Source organism: Actinomyces sp. MRS3W (assembly GCF_032465695.1).
GTDB lineage: Bacteria > Actinomycetota > Actinomycetes > Actinomycetales > Actinomycetaceae > Actinomyces.
In genome coordinates this window covers 1-2,230 of the sequence record NZ_JAWDJJ010000249.1, presented here as the reverse complement: position 1 = coordinate 2,230, position 2,230 = coordinate 1, and the positions used below count along the sequence as shown (strand labels likewise).

Annotated in this window: 3 protein-coding genes; all 3 read right to left on the bottom strand. The window is 73.0% G+C overall.

Features of this window, described 5'->3' with window-relative positions; genetic code table 11:
* Positions 1-780, bottom strand: a 780-nt coding sequence (locus tag RWX45_RS09580; RefSeq protein WP_410050709.1) for a CynX/NimT family MFS transporter, incomplete at its 3' end; no start/stop codon positions are given.
* The gene (gene trmB, locus RWX45_RS09575) at positions 777-1,685 is read right to left on the bottom strand and encodes a tRNA (guanosine(46)-N7)-methyltransferase TrmB (RefSeq protein ID WP_316023503.1); all 909 of its coding nucleotides are present in this window, start codon (positions 1,683-1,685) and stop codon (positions 777-779) included. The genes RWX45_RS09580 and trmB, both read right to left, overlap by 4 nt.
* A 17-nt stretch (positions 1,686-1,702) precedes the next feature.
* Positions 1,703-2,230, bottom strand: a 528-nt coding sequence (locus RWX45_RS09570) for an MOSC domain-containing protein (protein ID WP_316023502.1), incomplete at its 5' end; no start/stop codon positions are given.

The following is a 2,230-nucleotide window of genomic DNA, read 5'->3' as shown; positions in this document are numbered from 1 at the left end:
CAGCCACCCCGATACCGCGTAGTAGGAGAAGGTGTGACAGGCGAAGGCGGCGGCCATGATCCAGGTGAGCGGGCGCCGCCATACGGCCACGCGCGCAACCGCCGCCCCCGCACCGTGGCCCGCGGTTCCGGGCCGCTCAATGACCCAGGAATCCATACCGGAGCGACGCCGCAGGCTCTCCCGCGGCGTGCGGGCCCCGGGTGGATACACCCACAGCCATATGGCGCCCGCGGCCAGCACCGGCAGCGCCGTCCAGGCCAGTGCCGAACCGCGCCAGCCGATGAGGACGGCAGTGGGCACCGCGAGCGCCGTCGCCGCCGTCACCATGACGTTGCAGGTCGCCGAGTACATGCCGGTCATAAGCGAGGTGCGGTGCCAGAAGTCGCGGCCGATGATCATGGGCGCCACCAAGTTGCCAAGCGTGATCCCGGCGCCGATCACCACCGTGCCGACGAAGGCCGCTGGGGTGGTCCCGGCCGAGCGGACCAGGGCGCCGACCACGAGCAGACCCATCATGATCATCCCGCCCGTGTTGGCACCCACCCGTGCCAGCAGGCGGGATGCCAAGGGGGTGAGCAGGCCGTAGCAGAGGATCGGCACGGAGGTCAGTGCACCGCGCGCCACCTCGCTCATGCCCAGGTCGTCGCCCAGGCGGGTCAGTAGCGGCGGGATGACCCCCACGGGAACGCGCAGCACCGCGCAGAAGGCGAGGAATCCGAGGACGATGATCCCCAGCCAGGCACGCCGCGGCAGGCGCCGCCGGGGGCGGGCGGAGGTCATAGGGCGACCGGCTCGGCTCGGGGCGGCACCCACATCTCGCTGGTGCGCACCGCGGTCAGGTCGCGGATGGTGCGGCCGGCGTCGATGCCGCGCTGTTCGAAGCGCGTCATGACCCGCCCCGCATAGCGCTGCGACCAGCCGCCCCGCATCCCGGCGGGCGAGCCCGGGTCAGGGCCGTTACCGAGGCTGTTCTCCTCGGCGGTAGCCTCGCCCAGGTCGGCGCGGGCACCGGCGTCGTCGTAGCGGAAATAGGGGCCGGTGGAGTCGGCCTGGAGCCCCTCGGGCAGGGCGGAAACCTCCTCCAGCACATCGCGCATCTGCCAGGCGTAGTCGGCCCAGTCGGTCGCCAGCCGCCACACTCCGCCCGGGCGCAGTACCCGGGCCACGGAGTCGGCGAAAGCGACCGTGACCAGGCGGCGTTTGCGGTGGCGCGGCTTGCGCCACGGATCGGGGAAGAAGACCCACACCTCGCTCGCACAGCCCACCGGCAGGGCGGTGGCCAGCAGTTGAGCGGCGTCGGCCGGAACCACGCGCACGTTGCGCAGCCCCGCCTTGGCGGCATCGCGCACGATCCGGGCGATCGCCGTCTCCCAGGCCTCGACGGCCAGGTGGTCCACCCCCGGGTGGGCGGCGGCGTGGGCCAGAATCGCCTCCCCCGCCCCGGAGCCCACCTCCACGATGAGCGGGCGCAGCTGCCCGGCGTGTCCGAAGACGGCGACCGGGTCCAGCCGGTAGGAGGCGTCGACGGTGCGGATGGCGTCGGCGCGGGGCACGTCCACCACGTAGTAGGCCCCGTGGCGCTCAAGTGCACGGGCCTGCGCATCGGTCAGGCGTCCGCCGGCGCGCGAGTAGGAGCGCACCCGGGCGTGGATGGCGTGCGAGCGGGGAGGATGCTGCTGCGGCATGAACCGGTGTCCGCCCTTCAGCCGATGGGCTCGCCGGCGGCCGCCTGCACATACTTCTTGGTGAAGGCGGCCAGGCGGCAGTTGCCGAAGATCTCGGAGTTGAGCAGGGCTTGGGCGTCGCGCGGATCGTGGTGGGCGAACCAGCGAGTGCAGGTGACGCGGTGCCCGGGCGAGTTGAGCACGCGCACTTCGTCCCCGGCACGCACCGTGCCCTGAGTGAGCACCGCCAGGTAGACGCCTACGCGGTTGCGGGAGGAGAAGACCTCCACCCAGTCGCCGCGACCAACCCCCCGGGCGAAGGTGGCGCATGGGTTGCGCACACCGGTGACGCGCACGCGCAGCCCCTCACCGCGGGGATCCCCGATCGACAGGACGGCGCCGAGCTCGACGTCGTCGATCCCGCCGGCGGGCCCGGGCTCGATGCTCAGGTTCTCCCCCAACGCTCCGGGGCGGGTGCCGCCGAGCACCGCCGACCAGTAGCGGGCCTCCGCGGCGTCGAGCGCGTACAGGGCCTTGTCACGGCCCCCGTGGTGGGGGTGGTCGCC

Coding starts and splice junctions, on each gene's coding strand:
- trmB (WP_316023503.1), bottom strand. CDS start 1,685: ATGCCGCAGCAGCATCCTCCCCGCTCGCACGCCATCCACGCCCGGGTG.